Here is a 22,979-nt window from a genome sequence, read left to right as displayed (position 1 = left end):
GGAGGCTATTCATGACGCAAAACATCTCCTATACGACAGAAGAAGTTGCCAATATTTTGCGAGTATCCAAGCTGACAGTATATGACCTCATTAAGAAGGGGGAGCTGTCTGCTTATCGGGTTGGTAGACAGATGCGAGTAGATGCAAGCGACCTGGAATCCTACAAGCAAAAAACAAAATCGAAAAAAGGTGCTTACACCCCCTCCTTTTCACAAGCGGGAAAACCTATCGTAGCTGATCAACCATCTTCTAGTGGAGTACAATCTATTATTATAAGTGGACAGGATATGGCGCTAGATTTGTTAGCTTCTCAGCTAGAAAAGCAAACAGGCCAACTGAGAGCGCTACGTTCCTACCAAGGAAGCTTGAATAGCTTGGTTTCTCTTTATCGAGGAGAAGCGCATATTGTGAGTACACATCTATTTGATGGAGACAGCGGGATCTACAATGTACCTTATGTACAACGTATATTAACGGGGCGACCATACCTGATTGTTCATATGATGGCTCGCCAAGCCGGTCTATATGTAGCGAAGGGGAACCCCTTACAGCTACGTACGTGGGCCGATTTACAAAAGTCAGGAGTCAGAATAGTCAATCGGGAGGCGGGTTCTGGAGCGAGAGTTCTATTAGATGAGCAATTGCGCCTTCATCAGCTTGATCCATCTCGATTATTTGGCTATTTTGATCATGTGGAACATAGTCATTTAGCAGTTGCAACGGCTGTGGCGAGGGGGGCGGCTGACGTAGGGATTGGAATTGAAAAAGCTGCTAGGATTGTAGACGTGGAGTTTATCCCCTTAATCAAAGAGCACTATGATCTGGTAATGTTAGTGACGGAAGAGAGTCATTATTGGATAAACAGTCTCCTGAAATTGTTACAAAGTGAAGCTTTTAAACAAGAACTACAGGCTATCGGGGGATATGATGTAACGCTCACGGGCCAGACCAAGCTGAAGGGTCCTATCCATTCTTGGTGATAAATTACTTTACAAATGATCAAAATACCGGTATACTATAGGGTATAAACTTGATACGAATGTGTTATGGAGGAGCCTGTCATTAGATGGGCTCTTTTTGTCGTTTTTTACATCCAGCTTTTGGATAATATAACAAAATAAACTTCAGGGGAAAGAAAGAGAGGTTATCAAGTGGATAATCAAGCATTACTAGCAATTGCGATTTTTCTCATTACCTACGCTTTTATTATCAGTGAAAAACTGCACCGCACAATTGTTGCGATGGCAGGGGGATTGCTCATGATCCTCACGGGTATAGTTACCCAAGAGGAAGGGATTCATCATATTGATTTTAATACATTAGGCTTATTAATCGGGATGATGATTATCGTGAGCATAACCGCACAAACAGGGGTGTTCACCTTCGTAGCCATTAAGGCCGCTAAAGCAGTAAAGGGCGACCCGGTTAAAATTCTGATTGCACTGAGCTTAATTACAGCTCTTGCGTCTGCTTTACTGGATAACGTAACGACTGTTCTACTCATGGTCCCTATCACATTTAGTATTGCTCGTCAGTTGAACGTAAATCCGATTCCTTATCTGATTAGTGAGATCATTTGCTCCAATGTTGGGGGAGCTGGGACACTGATTGGTGATCCGCCCAACATCATGATAGGGAGTGCTGTACCCGAATTAACCTTTGTGGCTTTTCTGGTACATATGGCTCCAGTCATAGCTATTATTTTAGTTGTTGTAATTATTTACTTGCTACTTGTTTATCGAAAGGGATTAAAGACAACTCCAGAATTACAGCAAAAACTAATGTTACTAGATGAAAAACAAGAACTAACGAATCCTACTTTATTAAAGAAGTCATTAACAGTGCTTACGCTGACCATTATTGGCTTTGGCTTGCATGGTGTATTCCATTTAGAATCAGCCACGATTGCATTAGTAGGAGCATTCTTATTACTACTGTTAACAGGAGAGCATTATTTAGAAGAAGCTTTGCTTAAAGTAGAATGGAATACGATCTTCTTCTTTGCAGGGTTGTTCGTATTGGTATCTGGTCTGGTTAACACAGGTGTTATAGCTTCCTTAGCTGAAAAAGCAATCGAATTCACACAAGGTGATACAATGAAAACATCGCTAATCATTCTGTGGATGAGTGGGATTGCATCTGCATTTGTTGATAACATTCCATTCGTAGCAACAATGATCCCCATGATTAAAGAGATGGGAAGCCTTGGTATTACTAATCTGGAGCCACTATGGTGGAGTCTTGCGCTTGGTGCTTGCTTGGGTGGGAATGGTACGATTATCGGTGCTAGTGCTAACGTAATTGTTGTAGGAATGGCTTCGAAAGAAAAATACCCAATTAGCTTTGGGATGTTTTTCAAGGTTGCGTTCCCGATCACGATCATTACATTGCTCATATCTCACGTATACGTCTATTTGCGTTATTTCTACTTTGCTTAACAGAGTCTATATATGTTTAAAAACCATCGAAAGAGGCGAGAGCCTTAGACGATGGTTTTTTGCTACTAGTCTGCTTTTATAAGATAATACATGGAGCAAAAACATCGATCAGGTAAGGGAAGTGGCCGGAGTGTTGCAAGTTACACAAGAGCTCGCGCAAGAAATTGTTACTAGGATGATGAAAGTCATTGGTTATAACGTAAACGTGATGGATGAGCGTGGATACATCATTGCTTCAGGAGATAAAAAGAGACTGCATCAAAAACATGAAGGTGCGGTTATTGCTATTGAGCGTCGAGGTCGTTTTGAAGTGTATCCAGAAGATGTAGGGCGTTTGGTTGGTGTGCAGGCTGGGACCAATTTAGTTATTCAATTTCAAAATGAAATTGTGGGTGTCATTGGCATCACCGGTGATCCACGTGAAGTGACGAAGTATGGAGAGCTTGTCAAAATGACAGCAGAAATGTTTCTAGAGCAATCCTATTTGCTAGAGCAGGCCAAGCTGGATAAACGGTTACGGGAAGATTTTTTGTTGTCGATCATACATTCTGACCAGCAGGATATATCCTTATGGAAGGAACAGGCAAGGCGACTGCAAATCGATTTGTCCATTAAGAGGGTGGCGGTTGTCATTGAATTAATGGATATAGGAATTTCTGATGATAGTGCTTACACGACATTACGCCAAATGGTCGGTTTATTGGAGATGCGTGATACCATTGAGATGATGGCAATTAAGAATTCAAAACAGATTGTTTTAGTGAAAGAATCACGTCATTATCGAGATAAGGAAGCAATTTGTGAAGGTGTTGAACAAATTTTATCATTGCTAAAAAATCAGCTCATTACACCTATTAAAGTATCAGTAGGAAAAGCTTTTTCAGGTGCAGAAGGGCTACGGTATTGCTATGAGTCTGCTCAAGATACTTTATTAGCTGGTAAAGCTATGGCTCCAGAATTAACGGTTTATTACTATGATGATTTTTTAAATGAGACACTGATGGTATCGGTTCAGGATTCTTGGAAATCAGAAGAGATGATCAAGGTGTATAAGAACCTTATCGAACAGGATAAAAGCGGAGAGCTTCAGCAAACCCTTCAAGTTTATATGGCAGAAGAGGGAGAGCTGAATCGAATTGCTAAGCGGCTCGTAATTCACCGTAATACGCTCAGGTACCGACTACAACGCATTCATGACATCACAGGAAAGGACCCTAAGCGAATCAGTGATTTAATTTCGTTACAATTTGCTATGTGGCTATATAAGTTAAAAAAATGATCATGTAGTAAATAAGTAACAACTTCCAATTCTGCCAACTGAAAAGAATTTATTGTGCAAATGAACAAAAACTCCTTGTCCGTAAGGCGGGAGTTTTGTTTTAGTGGCTGATGAATCCGCTTTCATGAAAGCGCTATGATATAGACAGGAAATAAAAATGAGACAAATAGAGCAAAAGTCAGAAGGAGGAGTCATACATGGATGTAACCGTAAGCGTTTTCGGGGCATTGGCGGCGTTGATTGTAGCTATCGTTCTTATTTTACGTAAAGTGCCACCTGCTTATGGAATGATTGCTGGTGCCCTGGTTGGTGGCGTCATAGGCGGAGTCAATTTGCCGGATACTGTTACCTTAATGATTGAGGGAACCAAGGGTGTTATACCAGCTGTCTTACGTATCCTTGCAGCTGGTGTTTTGGCAGGGGTACTAATTGAATCGGGAGCAGCATCCACGATTGCTGAGACCATTGTGAAAAAAGTAGGCGAAACGAGAGCACTACTAGCCCTAGCTATCGCAACGATGATTTTGACAGCTGTGGGGGTTTTTATTGACGTGGCAGTAATTACCGTAGCTCCGATTGCTCTAGCGATTGCGCTGCGCGCTGATATATCGAAGATGGGTATTTTGCTTGCGATGATTGGAGGAGGTAAAGCTGGTAACATCATGTCACCGAATCCTAATACAATTGCAGCGGCAGATACATTTCACGTACCATTGACCTCTGTGATGGCCGCCGGAATTATTCCAGCTCTCATTGGGGTAGTTGTGACCTACATGATTGCAAAAAGATTATCGCAAAAAGGAAGTAAAGTAGCGGCAAATGAAAGTAATGAAGTTGATAGAAGTAAGCTTCCGAGCTTTGGAACAGCGATTTTAGCACCGCTTACAGCTATTGTTCTTCTGTCTTTACGACCTCTATTTGATATCAATATCGATCCGTTAATTGCTTTGCCAGTGGGTGGTCTTGTAGGAGCAATTGCTATGGGACGCATAAAGAAAGTTAATCAGTACGCGATATATGGGTTAGGTAAGATGTCTGGTGTAGCAATCATGCTGATTGGAACGGGAACGCTTGCCGGAATTATTGCTAACTCAGAACTAAAAGGTGTCATTATTTCTGCATTGACTGCTTCTGGTCTCCCTGCTTACTTGTTGGCACCAATCAGCGGTGCGTTGATGTCTTTGGCTACAGCTTCTACAACAGCTGGTACTGTGGTAGCAAGTTCTGTATTTGGCAGTACGATCGTTGAGTTAGGTGTAAGCTCACTAGCGGCAGCAGCGATGATACATGCAGGTGCGACTGTATTTGATCATATGCCACACGGAAGCTTCTTCCATGCTACGGGTGGTAGCATTAATATGGCAATGAAAGAACGGTTACGCTTAATTCCTTATGAGACAATGATTGGTTTTGTACTTGCTGTAATTTCTACTCTTTTATTTGGTATTTTTCAAATTATGGTATAAAGATGGCGAGTACGACGCATGAGAGGAGAGACAACGATGAAATTCGTTATTGCACCGGATTCTTTTAAAGAAAGTCTAACGGCTATGCAAGCAGCAGAGGCAATTGAAAAAGGAGTAAAAGAAGTCTTCCCTAACGCTGAGTGTGTTTTGATACCAATGGCCGATGGTGGAGAAGGAACGGTTCAATCGCTGGTGGATGCTACAGGTGGAGAGATTGTTACTTGCCAAGTAACCGGTCCTATGGATCAACCTGTGAAGGCATTCTATGGTTTATTAGGTGATAAAAAAACGGCAGTCATTGAAATGGCAGCAGCTTCAGGCTTGCACCTAGTACCACGAGAACAGAGAAATCCGCTTGTCACAACAACGCGAGGTACTGGCGAATTAATTCTCCATGCTCTGGACTCAGGCGTCAAACATATCATATTAGGTCTTGGTGGAAGTGCAACGAATGATGGTGGTGCGGGTGTAGCACAGGCGCTAGGTGTAAAGCTACTAGACCGTAACGGTAAGGAGCTTGGTAATGGAGGCGGAGAGCTTGATAAGCTTGTTCAGATCGACATAAGCGGTTTGGACCCCCGTTTACAGCAAGTAACCTTTGAGATAGCGTGTGATGTTGATAATCCTTTGACAGGACCAAAGGGAGCTTCCGCTGTATTTGGACCACAGAAAGGCGCGACCCCTGAACAGGTAGCCCTACTGGATCAAAATTTAGTACATTATGCTAAAAAACTGAAAGAATGCCTTGGAAAAGATGTTGATAGGATCGAAGGAGCTGGGGCAGCAGGTGGTCTAGGAGCAGGTGTGCTAGCTTTCTTTCAATGCGAATTAAAACGCGGCATTCAAATTGTAATAGAGGCAACTGAGTTAACTAAACATGTACAGGACGCTGACTTTGTCATCACAGGGGAAGGGCGTGTAGATTTCCAGACCATCCATGGAAAAACTCCGATTGGTGTAGCCAAAACAGCGAAGCTATTCAATGTTCCAGTGATCGGAATTGCGGGTTGTGTGACAGAGGAGAGTAAGGTTGTACATGAGCATGGAATTGACCTTTTATTCCCGATTATCCCTCACTTAGCTCCCTTGGAAGAAATTTTGCAAGAAGGCGCACAAAATATGGAGCGGACGGCACGTAATGTGGCAATGTCTTTGAAACTGGGTGCCATGTGGCAGAAGAGTAAATAGAAAACCAAAAAGCCCTTCTCATCAGGAAACTTGCTGAAGTTTCAAGTGATGAAAAGGGCTTTTTATCAGGTTATTATTCAATCGTGTGATGTCTTTTGCGTGTAGCTGATTTTTTAGGTGGTATAATGGCACTCTCCATTTTTTCGTACAAAAGAATACCCTCATCGATTAAGCCTACTACACGAGGGAATTTTGGAAGTAACCTGTGAATAGCATAAGCACAACTCATTCCAAGCACCATACCGGATAAAACGTCTGTTGGATAATGCACACCAATGAATACGCGGGAAAGGGAGACACCCACAGCAAGGATCATCCAGAAGCGTCTACCCTTTGGTTTGATGTAATACCAGTAGGTAGCTGCGATGGCTAGTGCTGCTGTCGCATGGTCACTTGGAAAAGAAGCATCCGCATCATGTGGTACCAATGGTGTAAGTGGTAATGTGACGAATGGTCGTTCACGATGGATGAGCTGTCCTAGCAACCAACTTATTCCCATGGAAATACAACAGACAATAATGGTTTGGATAATCATTCGCTTATTTTTACGATTTCCAAAAAACCAATAAACTGGGATGCTCAAATAAAACAGGTATTCTGCATATTTGGCTAGAAAAATACTAATCCAGCCGACAACTGAATAGGAACCAGCAAAGGAGCTGAGGGCTTGTACAACAGTAGAATCCAACGTTATTTCCTCCAGTTCATAAACTCTGTCAAACAACCTTTCCCCATTATATACCGTAGGGGTAGTAAATCCACCACCAATCCTTACTATTTTATCTCCATCTAAAATCAAAGATGGAAGTATGCTTTCCATAGGCTATTTACCATTACGTTTGAGGAAAGAAAAAGGTTACGGAGCTAACGAGTTGTTTTAAAAAAATGACTGAAACCTAGATAGGATAAGGCATGTATGCGATTACAATGGTGGCTAGGCTGTTACAAAATCACATTCAGTCATAAAAAAACAATAGTAAATGTAGGATTTTCTGCTTTGATGTAGAATATAGGTTACTATTCCGTCTTGTGGAAAGTCTTTGCAATGCAGAAGGAGAATGTTTCATGAATAGGCCAACATATACCATCGCTAGTTACATCAAGAAGGTTTTTCGGCCAGGGGAGCGTTCACTTCCAAGAACTGATATCATTACGCGCTTGGAAGAGCAATTACATCTTATGCCAAATGGAAAAAGCGCGGAAGAAACCCTCTCCGAAGCCATGCAGCTTACTGAATCGCCCATAAAGGTTGGCAGAACCGAAGCGATACTAGAGCTTACTTACCAACCACATCAATTATTTGATCAGGCATATCGTTTTGTGAGAAAATCTCATTCTCCCAAAAATTTAGACCAAATGATGCGTGAATTGCGTCAACATACCCATTTTTCCTGGAATCAGATCACAAAATTGCTGATACTGGATAAAGATCCTCGTTTCATTCAGTACGTTGGAGATGAACGTTGGTATCTTGCTGAATGGAAACTGGCCAATGACTCCATTTATGAATTTTTGGTTAGTAAGGAAATCGACAGACTCTCCATCCGCCTTTTGTTCCACATGGTGGAAAATGAGTTGAAGCTGTCCATTAAAGAAAGCATGTTTGTACCGGAATTGGACGGGCGCTTTACTGTTAGTGGTGAAAACATTTACGTAAATGGCCAAGATGATAAGGGAATAGCTGTGCAGGAAATGGAAACAGCACAGGCACAAGTAGCTACGACAGATACTGTGATTGAAATCGAACAACGAGCACTTGACCAAACCGAGCCACAAGGAAAAAATTTAGAGGCCGTACAGGAGGAAAAAATCATGATTACAACGCAAACGAAAAACGTATTAGCAGAAGTAGAACAGCTATTAAATAAAGCAGTTTCCCTTTTGGATCAACGCAATGCAGAAATGTCCCAAGAGGTAATTTCTCATTTCCAAGAGAGTAACATGGATGCGATTGAAATTTTGATGAAAGAGAAACATAAAAACGAACAGGTAGTTACCGACATTAAAACCATTGTGACTACACTTGATCAAGAATAATGAAAGCAGAAGAGTCCATTTGCATGGAAAAGAGATTTTATGTGATCCGTGAGATCATTTTGCAGTATGAGGCTCGCTTAAAGCGTATGGAAATGATGGTGGTACAATTTTTTACCACCAATCAATTAGAAGCGATTTCTGAATGTGTTGATGAACGTGAGAGAATTGAGAAGCTTATTAAAAAGCTACAACAATTTGTTGAAAAATGGGAAGCATACACAGATATGAGTATTGATTACTAGGCATTCGGGTAGAATAACTTGCAATCAATTCGGGAAATGCGATATAACTAGAAGGATTGTGGCAATTCCTAGCTGAAGGTTAGCTGGGTCGAAAGGAGAAACAACCCCCCATGTCAGTCGGTAGAAATGAACTGTGTCCATGTGGCAGCGGTAAGAAATATAAAAAGTGCTGTGGTGTTGTGACGGACATTGCCCATGTACGTATGGCTCGCGAGCAAAAGCTGCGCAAAGAGTTTGCTACTTGGACAGAACGTCTAACCAAGTATGTGGTGCAGCATGTAAACGATATAGAAATAAGTAGAGCTAGAGACCGTTTTGCTGAAGAAACAGGTCTTACTCTAAAAGAGCTGTTCCAACCACGCTGGATGGACCATTTTATGAATTGGTATGTGTTCGATGTGAAAAACGAGGGTGTTTCTGTCCTTGAACATTTCATCGCTCAATACGGTAAACGAATGGATCAAGAGATAAAAGATGGGTTATTGCATCTTCAATTAGGTCTATACGAGATTACATCTGTTACAGAAAATATGACTGTTGTTACTGATTTGTACAGTAATCAGGAACACAATCTAATCTCTTCCCAATCTGTTGTGTTAAAGCCAGGCCAGTTATTGCTCGGTAGATTGATTCCGCTTGGCTTCCGTGATTCTATCTTCTCAGGTAGTCTAATGGTCAGCGCTACTTTAAAGGCAGAATTGCTATCGATAGTGAAAAAGATGGAGAGTGCTGGGAGAGAAGCTATTTCACTAGCTCTTTACAAGCGTTTAAATGAACAGGGTGTAAGCTATGAGCAGGAGCCTGAGGAAGAGAGTATGGTTCGCTTTGTTTATGAAGGCGTGCATGCTCCTGAAATCAGACGCTTATTAAAAACACACGGGTCCTTTGAATCAAAAAAGCAAGAAGCTTCTCAAGAGACTTGGGTTTATGCTTCGCAAAAGGATGAGTTCCTGATTCGCTCTTTGGATAGTGCTTTGTTGGAACTTCATGAAATAGCAGCTGAATTGATTTTAGAAAAAAATCGACTAACGATTGAAGGCTATAAACCAGGCGTCGAAAAAGCGAGTGATGCGCTTCAACTAAGTGCTCCCACTGAAGAGATAGCTATTGATCAATTAAGCTCGACAGGAACCAAATTGACGAAGGGTACTTTGTTTATCACGAGTGCGCCTACATTACCACCTAAAGTATTACAATGGGCTATCCAGAGTTACTTTACAGAGAAGTGGTTGCAGACGTCTCAGATGGAGCTTCAGGATGTACCACCATTGCTGGTAGCTGCTTCTGATAAACAAGAGTTAAAAAATATTCTCAATCAAATTCTGGAAAAGCTAGAGCATGAGGAATCGATGGGACAAGGTCTTGCGCGCTTTATGAATATTGAAGTGCTGAAAACCAAACTGTCCATGCCGAATCATCTACATCATGTTGCTAATTTGTTGGACCGTCCGTTAATCGAAGGTCTACCAGAGAGCATTTTTACTGTTCGCCCAGAAGTGCTGGCTGATATTGCGTCTTTCGTAGAGGAAATGACAACAGGAAAATCTGAGCTAACGATGAAAAAATATGATGAGACGATGAATTTGTTCCGTACATTTATTCGTAATGCATTTGGTCCTACTTTTGATTGGAACACATTACGTATTCAGCATGTTGCTTATTTCTTAGCACATGATGTGTTGGAACGTGTAGATACGCCTTCCAAAACATTGGCAACCAATCTGCTTTCTGTATTGACAGCGTTCTTTAAATGGCTAGATAAGAAGCACCAGACTTTATTATCTACTGATATGCTTACATTGATTGGTCAGCTTAAAGAAGATTTACCTGAAGCATACCGTATGCGTACGTTGCTATCCAAGGAAGCTAATCATTCTTTGCACCAAGGCACTCTACAACCGCAGGTGGTGCTAGAAGAAATGTTAGCTTATGCTGGGCCTGAGCATGTCTTGATGCGTCAAAATGGTGAACAACTATCATTTGTAACAGAACAAGAAATAGTGATGAGCGAGGGGTGGAGTATGTTTGCTATCGCTGGTCTTGTAGAGGATGGTACACTCCGTCTCTATGGTGCTCCAGAGATTTATCCACCTGCCATTACTGATTTGGTGATAGCTGCGACTAAACAAAAAGCGTAATTTACTTTCATCCCGTCTTACTAGTTGAGTGAGACGGGATGTTTTGCTTATGGTCAATTATGAATGGAGAAGGAAGCATACTCACACAATAGAGAAAGCAAGATAAAAGGAGGAGAGCAGATGGCAAAGCAAATCAAAGGCAAAAGCGATAAGTATCATATTCATCATGGCGGAGATGCGCACCATAGTGGTCAAAATGCAAAGCATGAGAATGAAAGTAAGCCGGTAAAAGGCTTTAGCCAAGCACCTCATGGGATGCAATAGCTCATCTGTAGACTCCAAATAGTATCTCGCTAGCTTCATTTTTCCTGCCCCCTTTCGTTTCTTATTAGCGAAAGGGGTTTCTAATTTCATAGACATTTTTCTACAAAATCCCACATGCTTGTGATATGATAGAGGATGTAGTTTTTAGCAAAAATAGGTGAAAAGCTCTATTTCACTTCCCGAAATCTCAATTTATAATGATGAGAATTGTGAGACAAGAGGCTTGAGTTGTAATGTTGATTGTAACCTTTCGGAGATGTTGGCTGTCTTATCAAAGGAACATAGATTGCGAGTGACAAGATTATTTGTCACATAAGGAGACTGATTACATATGCAAGAAACGGTTGCGAACACGAGTAAGCGCACCGCTTCCAAACCGAAGAAACCTAAGAAAAAGAAGACAAAGCTGCGCATAATTCTACTCACCCTATTAGCCTTACTGGTTTTGGGTGGCGGGGCATATGCCTATTATGTGTACCAGACAATCGATAAAGCTATGGATAAAGCAACGGAAGATCCTTATCAAGACGTAACCAGTACATTGCCTGTTGATACGAGCTATAGCTCCAGTAAACCTATCTCTGTTGTAATGTTAGGACGAGATTCGAGGCCAGAGACAGGCTCGGCTAATACCGATGTAATGATTGTGGGAATTATTGATCCTGATACGAAAAAGGTGACAATGATCTCCATTCCTCGAGATACTCGAGTAAAAATTCCAGGCTACCGCGGATATCATAAGGTGAATGCTGTATTTGCCAACGGAGAGGTTGAGCGCCGTCAGGCAAAAGCAAAGGGTGAGACACCTACTGAAAATGGGATCACCTTAACGAAAAAAACTCTTGAGCAAGTGTTAGGCATACCAATTAACCACTATGTTGAGGTTGATTTTAATGGATTTAAAGCGGTCGTGGATGCGGTAGGTGGAGTGGAAGTCAACATAGATCGTCGACTTGTATACGATGATCCAACTGATAACACCCATATTAACCTTAATCCGGGTCAACAAGTGCTGAATGGGAAGAATGCACTTGATTATGTGCGTCATCGTCACGATAATCGCGGGACCAAGTATTATTCCAACGACTTTGATCGAAACCAACGTCAGCAGGAAGTAATTAAAGCGATTATGAATAAGATGCTATCGATCGAAGGTTTTGCTAAACTGCCTAAAGTGATCGAGACAACTGGCGATAATGTGCACACTGATTTTAGCAAGGAACAAATACTAGGAATTGCAACTGATTTTAAAAGCTTTAAAATGGATAATTTTATCGTAGTAGACAGTGGGGCTTTCTGGAGTTCAAGTACAAGCTACACATTGCTACCAACGAGCAAAAAAGATGAGATTCGCCAAACCCTACAGGCTGCTATGAAACTAGACAGTAGTGAATTGGCTAAAATTGATTACAATGACTCTCCATTTGATAATCAAGTAGTGGAATATGTAAACAATTCCAAATCAAATAAGAAGCAGCAATCAAGTAAACCAAAGGAATCGGTAAACAAAGTCCAATCGGAAGCAAAAGGTTCTGAAACAAACAAAGATGCTACCTTGAATGAGCAACAACAAGGTAACGAACAAGAGTTACTAGATAATAATGGACAAAACGGTGTAAATGGTTCGGGGAACGATGGCTCGGATAACAATAATGGAAGCTCAGGACAATCAGAGAGTAATTCACCACCAGCTGATATTATTGACGCACCTAATTTCCAGCAAAACACTCCAGCTTCTAACAATGAAATGACACCTCCACCAGTAACTATTACGCCATCTTCAGGTATGAGTTCACCTTCAGTTGGAAGGGTAACACTTCCGGAGAGACAGGTGTCTTAAAAGGTTGGACAGCCAACGAGAATAGAGATAGTAGGATATCTATAGTCCAAAAAATATAGTAGCAAGCCAGCTGGAGAACCCCAGCTGGTTTTTTTTACAGATAAGAATTTATAACTCAGCTTTTTTAGCGTAAGTAGACAGGTAATCCTTTATCCTTTATATAACTGGGAAGGTTGCTCATCAACAGTATAGTAAGGGTCTGCATGTATATGAGGACAAACTCTCGATTTTCGCTAAAGTAAAAATAACCGTCAGAGTAAGTCCTGACCGTTATTCTTAGTTGCAGGCTTTTGATTTATAAAAATTTTCCAAATAAATTGTTGCAAAGGGAAAGGGGCTAGTTACCAAAGAGTAAAAACATGATAAAATAAAAGGAACAATCAGAATATTTATAGTGGTATATGTTATGTATGAATGACATTGGCTGTAAGGGAAAGGGGAGATAGGTATGACACTTTTTTTGGTGAATACGGGCCTTGTTCTTTTATTCTTGTATTTTATCAGTCATCAGAACGAAGATGAAATCCTGTATGATGAAAATTATTTCCTCGAACACCCTTCTGCGTTGGAAGAATATCAACAAATGCCAATTGAATTTCAGAATGCCTTCTTCCGTAAGCATAAGGAGTGGCTAAAAGAAAAGTATATGCTTGGAGATAGTTACCTGCTTGGATACTGTCCAAATAAAGATGTCAGGCGGATATGGTTGTCGGAATTTCTCAATAAAAAGGACTGCCATCCGACATCATGAATAAGAAAGCAATCGGTCCCTTTTTATGAAAGCGGTTTCTTTATGTGTAACTTTACGGCTTCCTCCGATTTCAGTATGATGGATGAAGTGCATCATGAGGAGGAAGAAAACAATGTTAGATATATTGGTAGCAAAAGTAGATGAGGAACTTTCAGCCTACGGTGTAACCACAGAGGTATTGCTAAAAACAGAGCGCTCTATTTTAGAAGGGGAAGAGTACCACGAAGTAGAGATGAGATTTATGGAAGATGAAACAAGAGAAGGTGCTCCGGTCGCTGTTATTCATTTATTTCCGCTTGAAGAAGCAAATATGTGTGAAATTGAAGTAGAGGTTACTTATCCTGTAGAGGGACGAGATACCAATGCTTTGTGGCAAGCTGCTCAAGCAATTGTGCCAGAGATCGCCATCACAAGTAAAAAGCGCATGCTATCGCCAGATCAGGACTCACAGGTGGAGTGGATTGCTGATTTTCATTTTATGCTCCCGTTACATCCAATGGACGAGAAGGTTGAGTGGGAAACAGTAATTACAAACATGGCAGCACATATAGGAAAATTGGTTCGTATTAGTTATTAATCTGCTAAAGGCAAAAGGCTCTCAATCGAGAGCCTTTTCTTTAACCATAATTCCAGTTTTTTCTTCATAAATTTTAAATAAAGCAGCCATATCCTCCAGTGGATATTTTTCGCTAGCTTGTTGGTACATTTGTTCAGCCAACTTATTGATAGGCATGTCCAACTCGTAGGCTTTTGCTAATTCTCCAGCAATACGCATGTCTTTATATAACAATTGATTACTAAAGCGTGCATCAAAATCACGTTGGTGTACCAATGGAACGATACGATGCAGCATTTTGCTATCACCTGTACTTGCTGATAGAACCTCATACAACTGAGTTGTATCAACTCCTGCTTTGGTAGCCAAAATGAAGGTTTCTGCTAAAGCAGCCGTATGTACACCAATAATGTAGTTATTCATCAGCTTAGCAATACTACCATTACCGATTTTTCCTAAGTAAAACAAATTTGTTCCGAGTGCTTCAAATACTGGTTTAGCTCGCTCATAATCGTTTTCTAAGCCACCACACATGATAGCTAGAGTTCCGGCAGTAGCCCCCATAGGTCCGCCACTGATAGGAGCATCCATGTAAGATCCACCTTTTTCTGTGATAGCATCAAACACACGTTGATTTAATAATGGGCTTATTGTTGAGTGATCAATAACCAGTGTTCCTGTCAGATCGGCGCTTAGAATGCCATTTTCTCCAAAATAAACTTCCTCAATTGTAGAGGGAAGAGGTAAGCAGGTAAGTAAAATATCTACCTTTTCCGCTAAATCAGCAGGATTTTTAGCTTCAACGGCGCCTAGAGAAACAGCTTTGTCTATAGGACCACGACTTCTCGAAACAACATGCACAGAAAATCCAGCCTTTAGTAAATTTTGCACCATAGGTAGTCCCATCGTACCTAGTCCAATAAATCCAATCGTATCCAGTGTAATCTCCTCCAATTTTACATTACTAATGCTTACGCTTACGTTTTATTATAACAGGGCAAACAAACATAGTCAGAAAAAAAGGAATTTTTGAAGTCTGTAGAGAAATGAGTGAACATTCATTCAAAAATAGAAAGCGGGGATTTCGGATGCTATCGCATATTTTCCAACCGATTCAAATTGCTACACTACAGCTGCCTAATCGTGTCATTATGGGTTCCATGCATGTGGGATTGGAAGCATTAGATCATGGATACGAGCGTCTTACTGCCTTTTATGTAGAGCGTGCAAGAGGGGAAGCAGGCTTAATTGTTACGGGAGGGGCCGCAGTCCTACCAGAAGGAGGTGGCGGAGCAGGCTTTACGAACATTTATGCAGATGAGCATATTCAGCCACTTTATAACATGACCCGTGCAGTCCATGAAGCTGGTGGAAGGATTGCACTACAGCTGTTCCATGCGGGACGCTATGCTTATAAGGAAATGACAGGTCTCGATCCTGTAGCCCCATCTCCATTACAAGCACCAATTAATCGAACTGCCCCTCTTGAAATGAATGAAGAATTAATTTTACATACCATTCAAGCTTTTGCAGAGGCAGCGCGTCGAGCAAAGGAAGCAGGGTTTGACGCGGTTGAAATCATGGGCTCGGAAGGCTATTTAATTAATCAATTTTTATCACCTGTGACCAATCAGCGTTCAGATGGATGGGGAGGAGACTTTGAACGACGTGCACGATTTGGACTGGAGGTAGCTAGGCAGGTTAGGAAAGCTGCTGGTCCTGAGTATCCTGTTCTCTTTCGAATGTCTGGACTTGATGTCATGCCGAACAGCACAACGCTAGAAGAAACTGTTCAATTTGCTGTACGACTGGAGGAACTAGGTATCGACGCCTTAAATATTGGCATTGGCTGGCATGAGTCGCAGGTGCCAACCATTTCAATGATGGTTCCTCGTGCTTCCTATGTCTGGGTAGCAAAGGAGATTAAAGAGGCAGTTGGCATTCCGGTTATTGCTAGTAATCGTATAAACGATGTTCGTTTGGCTAATCAAATCGTTGCAGAGGGACATAGTGATCTTGTTTCCATGGCTCGTCCATTTTTGGCAGACCCTTATATTGTAGCTAAGAGCAGAGCTGGGCGTTTTGCTGAGGTTAACACATGCATCGCCTGTAATCAGGCTTGTCTCGACCATATTTTTGAAGGAAAGACGGCTTCTTGTTTAGTTAATCCATTAGCAGGGCGTGAATGGGACATCAGCATTACACCAGCTGAAAAGATCAAGAAAGTGGCAGTTATCGGGGCAGGTCCAGCTGGGATGGAAGCGGCGCGTGTGCTAGCATTACGCGGGCATGACGTGTCATTATGGGAGAAGAATAATCGATTGGGTGGTCAACTTAACTTTGCCAGTCAGGTACCTGGGAAGAGTGAGTTTAAGGAGACGCTCCGTTACTATGAGAATGAGTTACGTAGGCTTGGGGTACAGGTGCATCTGGGGGAGGAGGCAACCAGTGATAAACTTGTCGCCGAAGGGGTGAGTGAAGTCATTCTAGCTACTGGAGTAACACCACGATCCCCTGAGCTTCCAGGAATAGAGCTACCACATGTTGTAAGCTATGCTGATGTTTTTACAGGAAAGGTACCAGTGGGTCAACAGGTAGTGATCATTGGGGCAGGGGGAATTGCCTGCGATTTATCACATTTACTGGTAACGAACACCACCCTGTCAGCAGAATCAGGCCAATACTTGGCGGAGTATGGAATCGTGTCTGCCAAATCATATCTTAACATGCAACATAACAAGCGTTCTATCACGCTTTTACGCCGTGGCAAACATGTTGGAACCGGATTAGGTAAAACCACTCGTTGGGCTGTTCTATCGTTATTAAAGAGGCATGGAGTAATGATGAAAACAGAAATTGAGTACAAAGAAATTCTACCAGATGGTGTGCGTATTATAGAGAAAGAACAAGAAGTATTTATTCCGGCTGACACTGTAATTATTGCAGCTGGAAGCACACCTAATCGGCTTCTTGTGGATTCTTTGCCACCTGATATGAAAGTTCATCTGATTGGTGGAGCTAAAGAAGCAGGGGAATTGGATGCAAAACGAGCAATATGGGAGGGCATGAGCGTGGGGAGAGAAGTGTAGTGTTTAAAAAGCTAGCGCATGAAAGGAACTTTTAGTGCTACATGAAGTCATGCTTTACTTTTTTCCAATCACATAGATTCACAGAATTGAAGTGCTCGAACGAAAATATTTCAAAAAACCTCTCACCCACTTTTATTAATTACTGTGGGTAGAGAGGCTTTTTAGATGATAAGAAGGGAATAAACTTTTCTCTTTATGAAATGTAAATTGAATAGTCGTCCCCTGCCCAAGCTCACTTGCCACCTGAATTTCTCCTCCATGTGCCAATGCTAACTCTTTGGCAATTGCCATGCCTAATCCAGTTCCTTGGGCCAATCCTTCTGTATTCGTTCCCCGATAGTAGCGTTCGAATAATTGCTGGGTAACTTCGGGTTCCATTCCTGTACCACAATCGCGGATCGTTAACGCGAAGCCCTCAGCATCCAGACCATCCGTTTCACATGCTACCAAGCAAATTTCAATTGGTGTACCTACAGGATTATGCAGGATGGCATTTGCAATCACATTATCAACCATCCGCTGAAAGGCGTACGAGTCTACAGGATAATGAATGGTTTTTAAAGCTGGTTGAAAGGTAAGAGCTGCCTCTTGAAATGGAGGATGATTCAAAAAGGAAATAATAGACCGTCGAACAAGCTCATTAATATCCTGAGATGTAAAAGTAAGCGAATAAGCTCCATTTTTTAAACGATAGGTCATGCTCAAATCATTTATTAATGCATCCATATAAGCAGATTTTTCGCTCATAATAGAGCCAAAATCCTGAATTTCTTCCGGTGTCCATTCATAGGTTGTATTCTCCAGCATCTTGGAATATCCCAGTATCGAGGAAAGAGGAGTCTTTAGGTCATGTGAGACACCCGCTATCCATTCCTCACGAGTTTTCTCAAGTTGATTTCGAATTTCGTTGTTACGTTGTAAGCATTCAACAAGATGATGCATAGACAGCATAACTTCCTGATAGATGCGATAGTTACGTTTATAGCTACCGGATTTGGTGAGACTTTTAGGTAACCCATTCCTATCTTGGGGTTCCTCCCATGTTCCTTTCGCGATCTGCTTCAGCCATTCTAATAAATGCAGCATAGGTGTTCCAAACCGATGTCCATACCAAAGAGACAATAATAAAAATAAGGTAATGATAGCGATTAGCAGGACAATGATAGTGACACCAGCAATCTGATCCTCGGATGCAAGGGAAATCAAGCTTGTAGGCTCACCTGAAGCAGTGGTAGGTACATGGAGAATCCAGGTTTGTTCCGTTTTATCATCATAGGTGGTGAAAAGATGTTCTTGATAGCGGGCTGGATACTGTACCCGCAGCGTTAATTCTTGCACAGAATAGTGGTTCAGGGCATTAGGTGGTTTCGATAAGGAAGCAATTTCTGTCCCGTTTGCATCTAGGATTTGAACCCACATATTCCGTTGAATTATTTCCTGTTCTAAGGAGGGTGGGATAGCTAATCTGTCTGATTGCAGGGTTGCAGCTTTGCTAATTTGTTTAATTAGTTCTGCCTCCCTGTATTTAACCCCATATAAAAGTGTGTAGGTTATACCATCTTTAGGTTCAATCCAAATGTACAGAGAGTAAGGAAACTGCTTTTCACCGCTCCAAATCGCATGAATTTCCCCAGGTTTATAGTGAGTTGGCACATCAGGAGGGGTCAAGTAGCTGGAGGTTACTACTCCGTTTTCATCAATAGTTTGCAACCAACCTCCTGTTCTTTTCACCAGAGCCAGCATGTCAGGATCAAAAATAATATTCCCGTTCTCTAAGCGTAGTGTGGTTACTAAATTGGATAAACCTGCACGAGTAAAATCTCGGTTCATCTCTAGCTCATTGATTTTGGAGCGCATAAAAGAAAAAGCAACAGTGACTAAGCCAATTGAGATTAATGAGGCGACCAATAATAAGGAAATGAATTGAAGGATAAGTCGATTCTTCATATTCATAATGACTTGGCCCCGTGCTGGAGTAGCTTGTAACCAAGTCCCCTAATAGTAACTAGATAAATTGGATTACTTGGAATTGGTTCAATTCGTTCACGAATCCGATGAATATGTACCATTACCGTATTGTCATCAGAAAACGAATCGTGTCCCCAAACGTGTTCATAAAGCTGTTGCTTGCTAAAAATCCGATTAGGATTCTGGCATAAAAATAGCAAGAGCTGATAAACCTGAGCGGGGAAATCGACAACCTTGTTGGCTACTCTCACTTCTCCAGCTTGTTCATCTAACTGAAAATGGCCAAAATCATAGATTGTAGTCGGAATGATTGGCACTGGCTCACGTTCTGTTGATTGTAAATAACGACGGAGATGGGCTTTTATACGGGCGACCACTTCTAAAGGATGAAAGGGTTTGGTAATGTAATCGTCTGCACCCACCGCAAAGCCAGACAGTTTATCTAAATCCGTATGCTTTGCTGTTAGAAATAGTATGGGAGCATTGGTATGTAATCGTAGTAATGGACATATCTCTATTCCGCTTTTTCCAGGCAACATGACATCCAATAGGATAAGATCATAAGTTTTAATCTGACAGGCATTCAAGGCATCTTCGGCTGAGGTTGCCACATCCACATGCTCAAACCCTTCTTTAGAGAGAACGGTTGTTAGCATTTTACCGATGGCTAGCTCATCGTCCACCACCAAAAGTTGTGCATGAAGCATGCACCATTCCTCCTTTATGTATGTATCCTTTCCCAAATGCTTCTAGGGTTTATCATACCATGATTCTGAAGGGATTTTAGACACTCGATCTTAACTCAGTCTTAACGAATAAAGGAGGGAAGTAGGAGGACAGGGGTACAAAGTAAGCTACTCGTAAGGCAGAGTTTCGTGAGTTGTAATGTTATTTTGATATGGTTATAGAGAAAATTTCGAGAGGGGTTTATTCATGAAACGATCTATTTGCCAACCCATACTTTTAGTAGTTGCGGTGGGGATAAGTCTCACTGCTTGCGAACAACAGATGGTTAATCAGTCTGGGAAAGAACAAGTAGTGCAAAAAGAGGAGATTGGAAGCACTATGCAGCCCATCGAGCCCAAGCAATTAGGTGATGTATTTTTACACGAAGATTATGAGCGAATCCATGCACAAATGTCTCAGGAATTTCAGCAGCAAGTAAGCCTAGAGCAGCTAAAACAAATTGCCCATCCTTTTCAGGAAGGAATAACAGGCTATACTTTACAGGCTACTGTACCGATAGGTGATGGACAACAGCAATATCTGTGGCTTGATCAAAGTGGGACAAAGGGATTAAGTGCTATATTTGACCAACAACAAAAAATTGGGGGGCTTCAAATTATGCCGCTCAAAACTTTTCCACAGACAGATCAAACCTTCACCAAAAATGTCTATTCTCCCCCTCTCAAACAGGATTGGTTTGTCTTCTGGGGAGGGACCAATGAATTATTTAACTATCACTATGATTATGAAAGTCAACGCTATGCCTACGATTTGGTTATCATGAAGCAAGGAAAGTCCCATCAGGGTGACCCTACTAAGAATGAAAGCTACTATGCTTACGGGCAGGAGGTAAGTGCTGCGGCAGACGGAAAGGTAGTGAAGGTGGAAAACGAAATCCCTGATAATGACCCAGTTGGCACGACGAATAAAACACAACTGCTCGGTAATCATGTGATTATTGACCATGGGAATGGCGAGTACAGTGTCACTGCGCATTTAAAAACAGGCTCTCTTACAGTAAAAGGAGGAGATCAGGTAAAACGAGGCGAGGTCATCGGCCTGTGTGGAAATTCAGGTAATTCTAGTGAAGCACATATTCATTTTCAAGTCTCTAACTCACCTGAGGTTATGGAGAATAAGTCAGTTCGTATTAAATGGGAAGGGAATGTTAACCCGATACGTGGCGAGATCATGAAGAAGGGCTCATAGATTTTTACGAACTGGCAGTAACTTATAATGATGCAGAATCAAGACCAAGACCAAGACCTAATGACATCCAAAAGAATGTAGTCTAGCAATCAAGTGAAAGCTGTCGAGATACCTCGGCAGCTTTTTTTTGCCGGGGGCATCATAGATTTGCATTGGTTTATCAGAGAACCAACAAAATGATATAAATAACATTTTAATTTTGATTGCAAGGAATAAAGAAAACGTAGCAAGAAGCATGAGTATAAAGCTTCTTACTACGTTTTTTATCTACACAGATAGGGATTTATTAGCTTCTATTATAAAGCGAGTAAGCGAAGTGATAGACACTGTCTACATTAGAATTCAGCTTCGTTGATCCACTTGCTACTACAAGCGGAATCACATCATAATAGTGTATAAATGAGTAGAGGTAGTGGGTGTTTTGACCGATAGCTGGACCAATTCCGTTAACAGCGATACTAAAATTACCATTCGCATCAGCTGTTCCTGTACCTGAATAGACCGTATTATTAAGACGCGTCACGACATAAACCGTAATGGGAACGTTATAAGCGGGGTAACCATTGGCATCGAATGCTTTTCCATGTACGGTAATATTATTTTTAATTCTCCATTTTTTTCCTTGTGAATAATCGACTAATCCTTCCACACCTCCATCTGAGTTAATGCTACTGATTACAACAGAGCTAGCTACTGATTGGTCTTTAACACTTAACGTATAGGTTTGAGAATCACTATAGCCTGATGAAGAGAGAACACGGACAAAATAGTCACCTTTAGGGAAATTAATGAGATACTGTTTGTTTTGATCGAGGCTGGCGAGTACATTTGCTGCTGCATCTAATATATCTGCACGATAAACGGTACCTGGAATTTGATTGTTTAAAGTGACAGAGATTGATTTTGGTTCTAGTACGTGGAAGTAGCTCCAATCTTCATCGAATGGGTTATCAATGGTTTGGGTATTGGTAAAGGTGGTGGATTCTTTCTCATGAGCGAGCCATGCGTTGTCATCGGGTTCAGAGGTGTCGTAGGTAGTGGAGTGTTTAACTACGAGAGCAAATGTATTAGCTGTATCAAAGCCTTGAACTGAGTTTACGGCTATGTAGTAATAGCCTTCAGGGGCGATGCGGGCAACCTGTTCGTTTTTCCCTGCTTGATAGGAGGAGATAATTTCTTCTTCAAGTTTCATGGTATCTTCATTTAATTTAAAGAAATGCAGATCATAATTGACGTCAGTGGAGCGAACCGTTTGAAGGAAAACGGTTAATTTTCCAGGCTTAGTATTATAGAAAGCATACCATCTAATTTCGCCTTCCTTATTGATGGTACCCGAGTGAATGGAGTCGATTGTGATTGGCTTAGCGTTACTTGCGTCCGTATTTTCTGCCTCAGCTTCGGCAGTAGCGGATTTTTTCTTTTTGGCGGCCGACAGAGTGTCATCAATGTCGACAGTCTTTTCTTCAGGCTCAAGTAGGTCTTCTGCACCTTCTTCAACAACTAGCTTATCTCCTAGAGGTTTTCCTAGTTTTTCTGAGCCTAAATCTACTTCTTTAATAAGGGGCTTGTCTTGCTTTTTCTTTGTCTCTTGTTCTTTCACTTGCTCTTTCACTTGCTCTTTCTCTTGCTCTTTCTCTTGCTCTTTCACTTGTTCTTTCACTTGCTCTTTCTCTTCTACTACTTCTTTGGCAAAACTTACATTACTAAAAGCGGTTGTAAAGAGAATAGCGACAGATAATAACACTTTTTTTAACATATAAATAATAAACCTCCCTTTGTGATGAAGTT

At 41.4% G+C, this 22,979-nt stretch carries 19 protein-coding genes; 14 read left to right on the top strand and 5 right to left on the bottom strand.

The window, feature by feature from the left end:
- Positions 1-11: 11 nt before the first annotated feature.
- The 5 genes from ACQV1I_RS20245 to ACQV1I_RS20225 all read left to right on the top strand — a co-directional run bounded on the left by ACQV1I_RS20245 (position 12) and on the right by ACQV1I_RS20225 (position 6,371).
- Positions 12-980: a helix-turn-helix transcriptional regulator gene (locus ACQV1I_RS20245; protein WP_116334258.1), complete on the top strand. Its 969-nt coding sequence runs from the start codon at positions 12-14 to the stop codon at positions 978-980.
- A gap of 171 nt (positions 981-1,151) precedes the next feature.
- Complete coding sequence (locus tag ACQV1I_RS20240) at positions 1,152-2,438, top strand: ArsB/NhaD family transporter (RefSeq protein ID WP_104033301.1); 1,287 nt, start codon at positions 1,152-1,154, stop codon at positions 2,436-2,438.
- 130 nt (positions 2,439-2,568) lie between these two features.
- Positions 2,569-3,717, top strand: a complete 1,149-nt coding sequence (locus ACQV1I_RS20235; protein WP_094701090.1) for a sugar diacid recognition domain-containing protein — start codon at positions 2,569-2,571, stop codon at positions 3,715-3,717.
- Between the two features lie 197 nt (positions 3,718-3,914).
- Positions 3,915-5,183, top strand: coding sequence for a GntP family permease (locus ACQV1I_RS20230; RefSeq protein ID WP_018671730.1), 1,269 nt, complete (start codon positions 3,915-3,917; stop codon positions 5,181-5,183).
- A gap of 36 nt (positions 5,184-5,219) precedes the next feature.
- Positions 5,220-6,371: a glycerate kinase gene (locus tag ACQV1I_RS20225; RefSeq protein ID WP_116334257.1), complete on the top strand. Its 1,152-nt coding sequence runs from the start codon at positions 5,220-5,222 to the stop codon at positions 6,369-6,371.
- A 73-nt stretch (positions 6,372-6,444) separates the two neighbouring features.
- Here ACQV1I_RS20225 and ACQV1I_RS20220 read toward each other — a convergent pair whose 3' ends face one another.
- Positions 6,445-7,191, bottom strand: a complete 747-nt coding sequence (locus tag ACQV1I_RS20220; RefSeq protein WP_018671732.1) for an undecaprenyl-diphosphatase — start codon at positions 7,189-7,191, stop codon at positions 6,445-6,447.
- Between the two features lie 245 nt (positions 7,192-7,436).
- Here ACQV1I_RS20220 and ACQV1I_RS20215 point away from each other — a divergent pair, with 245 nt between their 5' ends.
- The 7 genes from ACQV1I_RS20215 (at position 7,437) to ACQV1I_RS20185 (ending at position 14,220) form a co-directional block, all read left to right on the top strand.
- On the top strand, positions 7,437-8,408 hold the full coding sequence (locus ACQV1I_RS20215; RefSeq protein ID WP_094701093.1) for a hypothetical protein: 972 nt from the start codon (positions 7,437-7,439) through the stop codon (positions 8,406-8,408).
- 23 nt (positions 8,409-8,431) lie between these two features.
- Entirely contained in the window at positions 8,432-8,650 is a 219-nt protein-coding gene (locus ACQV1I_RS20210) for a hypothetical protein (protein WP_116334256.1), read from the top strand.
- A 110-nt stretch (positions 8,651-8,760) separates the two neighbouring features.
- Positions 8,761-10,788 carry an SEC-C metal-binding domain-containing protein gene (locus tag ACQV1I_RS20205; protein ID WP_116334255.1) on the top strand — a complete coding sequence of 676 codons (2,028 nt, stop codon included), beginning with the start codon at positions 8,761-8,763 and terminating at the stop codon, positions 10,786-10,788.
- A 120-nt stretch (positions 10,789-10,908) separates the two neighbouring features.
- Positions 10,909-11,052, top strand: coding sequence for a hypothetical protein (locus ACQV1I_RS20200; RefSeq protein WP_197260451.1), 144 nt, complete (start codon positions 10,909-10,911; stop codon positions 11,050-11,052).
- Positions 11,053-11,383: 331 nt separating this feature from the next.
- Positions 11,384-12,892, top strand: a complete 1,509-nt coding sequence (locus tag ACQV1I_RS20195; protein ID WP_116334254.1) for an LCP family protein — start codon at positions 11,384-11,386, stop codon at positions 12,890-12,892.
- A gap of 448 nt (positions 12,893-13,340) precedes the next feature.
- The gene (locus ACQV1I_RS20190) at positions 13,341-13,643 is read left to right on the top strand and encodes a hypothetical protein (RefSeq protein ID WP_018673191.1); all 303 of its coding nucleotides are present in this window, start codon (positions 13,341-13,343) and stop codon (positions 13,641-13,643) included.
- A gap of 112 nt (positions 13,644-13,755) precedes the next feature.
- Positions 13,756-14,220, top strand: a complete 465-nt coding sequence (locus ACQV1I_RS20185) for a hypothetical protein (RefSeq protein ID WP_018673190.1) — start codon at positions 13,756-13,758, stop codon at positions 14,218-14,220.
- A 21-nt stretch (positions 14,221-14,241) separates the two neighbouring features.
- On the opposite strand, the gene ACQV1I_RS20180 is transcribed toward ACQV1I_RS20185, so the two are convergent.
- Positions 14,242-15,153, bottom strand: coding sequence for an NAD(P)-dependent oxidoreductase (locus tag ACQV1I_RS20180; RefSeq protein ID WP_236645803.1), 912 nt, complete (start codon positions 15,151-15,153; stop codon positions 14,242-14,244).
- A 134-nt stretch (positions 15,154-15,287) separates the two neighbouring features.
- On the opposite strand from ACQV1I_RS20180, the gene ACQV1I_RS20175 reads away from it, so the two are divergent.
- Positions 15,288-17,288: an FAD-dependent oxidoreductase gene (locus ACQV1I_RS20175; protein ID WP_116334252.1), complete on the top strand. Its 2,001-nt coding sequence runs from the start codon at positions 15,288-15,290 to the stop codon at positions 17,286-17,288.
- A 135-nt stretch (positions 17,289-17,423) separates the two neighbouring features.
- On the opposite strand, the gene ACQV1I_RS20170 is transcribed toward ACQV1I_RS20175, so the two are convergent.
- Positions 17,424-19,241: a sensor histidine kinase gene (locus ACQV1I_RS20170; RefSeq protein WP_116334251.1), complete on the bottom strand. Its 1,818-nt coding sequence runs from the start codon at positions 19,239-19,241 to the stop codon at positions 17,424-17,426.
- Positions 19,238-19,963: a response regulator transcription factor gene (locus tag ACQV1I_RS20165; protein ID WP_116334250.1), complete on the bottom strand. Its 726-nt coding sequence runs from the start codon at positions 19,961-19,963 to the stop codon at positions 19,238-19,240. Before ACQV1I_RS20165 ends, ACQV1I_RS20170 begins: the two co-directional genes overlap by 4 nt.
- Positions 19,964-20,189: 226 nt before the next feature.
- On the opposite strand from ACQV1I_RS20165, the gene ACQV1I_RS20160 reads away from it, so the two are divergent.
- Positions 20,190-21,191 carry a M23 family metallopeptidase gene (locus ACQV1I_RS20160; RefSeq protein ID WP_116334249.1) on the top strand — a complete coding sequence of 334 codons (1,002 nt, stop codon included), beginning with the start codon at positions 20,190-20,192 and terminating at the stop codon, positions 21,189-21,191.
- Positions 21,192-21,477: 286 nt separating this feature from the next.
- Here the strand turns inward: ACQV1I_RS20160 and ACQV1I_RS20155 are convergent, their stop codons facing one another.
- The gene (locus tag ACQV1I_RS20155; protein WP_116334248.1) at positions 21,478-22,947 is read right to left on the bottom strand and encodes a peptidase; all 1,470 of its coding nucleotides are present in this window, start codon (positions 22,945-22,947) and stop codon (positions 21,478-21,480) included.
- Positions 22,948-22,979: the final 32 nt, after the last annotated feature.

The sequence above is a fragment of the Brevibacillus sp. JB24b genome, from assembly GCF_051713385.1.
Lineage (GTDB): Bacteria > Bacillota > Bacilli > Brevibacillales > Brevibacillaceae > Brevibacillus_B > Brevibacillus_B laterosporus.
Note: the sequence above shows the minus strand (reverse complement) of the source record. Positions and strands in the feature narration are given on the sequence as shown.